Annotated in this window: 3 protein-coding genes and 1 pseudogene; all 4 read right to left on the bottom strand. The window is 34.8% G+C overall.

Going from position 1 to position 3,983, the window contains the following annotated elements:
* The coding region (gene tnpA / locus PAEAM_RS22455; protein WP_100529048.1) for an IS200/IS605 family transposase at positions 1–342 on the bottom strand (342 nt) is incomplete at its 3' end.
* Positions 343–1,050: 708 nt separating this feature from the next.
* Complete coding sequence (locus PAEAM_RS22450) at positions 1,051–1,629, bottom strand: ankyrin repeat domain-containing protein (protein WP_165790020.1); 579 nt, start codon at positions 1,627–1,629, stop codon at positions 1,051–1,053.
* Positions 1,630–2,197: 568 nt separating this feature from the next.
* Positions 2,198–2,890 (bottom strand): hypothetical protein, encoded by a 693-nt coding sequence (locus tag PAEAM_RS22445; protein WP_100529046.1) that lies wholly within the window; start codon positions 2,888–2,890, stop codon positions 2,198–2,200.
* Positions 2,891–3,801: 911 nt separating this feature from the next.
* Positions 3,802–3,983, bottom strand: a pseudogene (locus PAEAM_RS32130) (hypothetical protein); the annotation flags it as partial.

The following is a 3,983-nucleotide window of genomic DNA, read 5'->3' as shown; positions in this document are numbered from 1 at the left end:
TCCAGCGGTAGAAACAAAATAGGAACGTGTCCACAAACTGGGCAAATGCAGAAGGTGTGGAAACTCTTCTCGTAGTTTTTTTGATGTGACTCCTTTTATTTTTGCCATGATATCAGCAGGGATTAATGTTGGAAGTGCATTGAGAAACATATGTGTATGGTCTTTGTCGCACTCCATGGCAACAATCACAATGTTAAGCTCTGCACATACCTCATGCACCAGTTCCTTGAAGCGCTGTTCTACCTCTAATTTGAGAAATATCTTTCTTCTGTATCGTGGGCAGAACACAAAATGATAGTTAAACAAAGATACGGTTGTGTTTGTTCTTCTATATTCATTCATATCTATTTGTATCAGTTTAATAAATGAATTGAAACGAGCTAAAAAAATTAAGAACGCAGACATTTCGGATACTTGAAGCATCACAATAGTGCTACTCCGTATCCGACCTCACTTTCATCCCACATCTAAAGAATTGGGCTTTCTCGTTAGGGGATTCTGTAAGTGTATGCCATATACTCACTCTTTCATTTCTCTCCATGGTCGTTCTAGGAGATTTTATTGTTTTATTTGAATCCATGTCCATTTGTGGGATGCTTCTATAACTACATAATAGTCCATAAAAAATGAAAATTGATGTTTTCTCGCCCAAATCTGAGGCGTGTTTGTTTACTTTTGAGATAAATCAATTCACCTAGAATGATACATAGCAATTTTCAATAAAAAGAAATTCAGATTTTGAATATTTTATATATCTCAATCCACATTTAACAGTTCAATAAGATGCAAAGCCACTTAGCAGAATATTAAGATTCATCAGCTTGTTGTTGAGTGTTTAACCATCTCTTATATGGTTGAGTCAATTGTACGCATGGATGTTGCAGCAGAAACATTAAACTATCCATGGTTAGTTAAAAAGCAGCCGATCATGTTGAGATCTGCTGCCTTGATGCTTCAAATGAACCCTCAATTCCGTTTAGCTCATTTGACAAGTAAACATGATTTAATTCATTCCAAAATTAGGGGGCCACAAAGGGTGTTCCTCCAAATTTAATAACTAGCCATGTGGTCTTCTATTTGGTGAAGTATCTCCTTTGAATCAACCATTGATTCAATCTTTGAAAGCAAGGTCTCGCCTTGATTATTCTTTATTGTCAGGTCTGCCCCTGACTCAACCATGATATCCATCGTATCAAGAAACACATCGATCGGTATATTACCACGAACAGCAAATCTTATTAGAGGAGTATCCCCTTCTTGATTTCTTTCATTTGGATCTGCGCCTTTACCCAAAAAGTATTTAATTGCTTTGATATTGGCTAGATCAGAGGCAAGAAAGAATGGAGTCTCGCCATATTCATCTTTTAAAGTAAAGTCAGCACCCGCTTCTACTAAACCTTCTATCATTTCTATATCCAAGTTATATATAGCAGCATGGAGAACTGTAGACCCCTTGTACAGGTTATTTATTGATCCATCATTTGACTTGGTGAGCTCCTTTACCTTTGCTAAATCATTGTCATAGACGGCTTGAAATAATGCTGGAACCTTGTCCGTGTCACCGGTATCATTTGAACAACCCACAAGCAATAAAAGTAAGAAGATAAAACAACCTAATTTCTTATACACTAAATAGTCCCCCACTATGTTTAATTTCTATTTGGTAGATCATCTATGAAAAATTAATACTCTCTCAAAATACTCCATCAACTATTCGCTTAACCAAAACAGGCTCAATGCACTTGCCCCTGATACCAGTGCTTGGTTACGTCGTAGAAGTTCAGATCGAATCCCATCGGTCTAATAGTTGTTACAGAACATGAAATAAAAGCCAAGGCAGCCGCAATATCGAATCGGAGTTCCTAGGACGGTTATTATTCATGATTGAGATGGCAATAGTTCGAGCTATTTTTGCGTTGGAATAGTGTACTTCCCAACATCCCGCGGGGTATAAACAGTCAAGAGATCCAGCTCATCCACTATTTACTCCGTACGTAATATCGTGCTTTGCTAGTCGTTCTGCTTACAGAGGAGGTCTTTTGCTTTATACGTCATAAAAGCAAATTTATGCGGCCTGCGACACAAAGGGCAGACGAAATATACCCCGTTTTTCAGCCACACCCACAGCTCCGAGAAACAAGACCGCTATGTTAGCCAACAGCTTTTTAAAACCAGAGAGAATAGATCTCCACATGTTTCATTGGGAAATTGCTCTCTCCAACATTTCTATTAATTCCTCTCTCTTTTCTTCATGCGTCATCTGATCTACTGGTTTGTATTCACCTTCATAGTTATAATCTTCTGCATTATATTTTTTGTTTTTCTGGGAAGTAAATTTACTCTCATTATTTTCATCCGATTCTTTTTTAGAATTATCTTCTTTTCTTAATTCGGAAATTTCATTCCATGTATACTCTTTTCCATTGACTTCTGTCAGGTTACCCAGGGTACCATGGTATTCAAACTCGTTTGTCGAAGTAGCCAGAACAATAGATGGATTATGCACCCTATCCAGAGCAGACATAGTATTTTCTATTTTTTTTGAATCCACTAGAAATTGTACTCTTTTAGATTTGAATTCCCTATCAATCTCAGTGATATAGTCATATTTTTCAACAACGGAAAAAGAGTTGAAGTTATCTTTCACCTTCAACTTTAAATTTGTACAGTCACTCCTTGACTCGTCACATTCAAAATTTAAAAGTAAGTCAAATTTGTTTTTGGCTTCAGTTTCAAACCAGCTCTCTATAGATTCCGCAAATTTTTTATCATTGTTTCTTTCCTTCAAAGCTTTGTATCCTATGTATCCGAAACAAGCACCAACAATAATCAGACAAGATAAAACCATAACTATGATCTCTCGATCAAAAATTAGACGTCGCTCTTTCATTTCCTTATACCTACCCAATGTTTATTTTTTCAGCAAACACGTCTTATAAAGTAGTACACAGTTTTTGTTTTCGTGCCACTAGTCCACCTTTTCTTAGAGTTTGATTTTTATTATTACTCAGTATTTTTTCTAAAACTAAGCTTAAAGTTATTTCTAATGGTTCTATTTACCTACAAATCATAACATAGAATATATGATTTAGAAATATATCCCTTCTAAAGTCCTTATGTTTGAATACCATAAGTCAAGTTTAGATTGGTTGACCATCATCTAGTGAAATGGGTTAGTCTGATTAACTGCCCTTTTCTTAATTAACTTATGAAAGAATCGAATTAATTACTTTATGTTAAGATACTTTCATAAGCTATGTTTGGTCCTCGATATCGGCTCATCGCTTTGAGGACTGAAGCAGGTTCAAAAGTAGCTCAACATCTTAGTTCCTTTTTTGTTCATTAAGCTACAGTTACCTGTAAGCGTAATGAACATGTTCTACTTATTGTACGGTGAATTAAGCTGGAGAGAAAACCAGAAGAGTAGTTTATAACATCCTTCCAGTTATCAAGACAATTTTATTCGGCATTATTGATTTAGAACCATTTATTAATAGGAAAATGCACCTTTATTTATGTTTCACCTTATACAAGGATAAGTATTCTAAAAAACCTGAAGCCTTTAAATTGACTTCAGGTTTTTTGTGCACTAGGTACTACTTAGAGTCTAGCCTGTGTTTTACAGTAATCCATAGAGATATTTTAATGATTAATCTTTCAAATAATTTAGAACTATAATCTCTTATATCAGAAACAGTAATCATTCTGTATTTGTTTTTTATTTCTTCAGAAAAATATTAATTAAATTCTTATCAATAATATACATCATTTAACTCTCTTCTCGTCTCCAACCAAGGTTTTTCAATATGAATCACTTTCTCTAAAAGCCTTATCTAATTCAATTAAATTGTAATCACGTATATCAGAAACAAAAAATTCATTCCCACATTCTGAACAAAATGCCTCTTTCCCAAGATACTTAACTTCTTTACCTCGTATATTTTTGCTTTTCTGAACAAGTTTTCCATCATAATTCACAGTAT

It is taken from the genome of Paenibacillus sp. GM1FR (genome assembly GCF_002803315.1).
Taxonomy (GTDB): Bacteria; Bacillota; Bacilli; order Paenibacillales; family Paenibacillaceae; genus Paenibacillus; species Paenibacillus amylolyticus.
The sequence above is the reverse complement of the archived record's forward strand: the minus strand, read 5'-3'. Positions and strand labels throughout refer to the sequence as shown.

Coding starts and splice junctions, on each gene's coding strand:
- PAEAM_RS22445 (WP_100529046.1), bottom strand. CDS start 2,890: ATGAAAGAGCGACGTCTAATTTTTGATCGAGAGATCATAGTTATGGTT.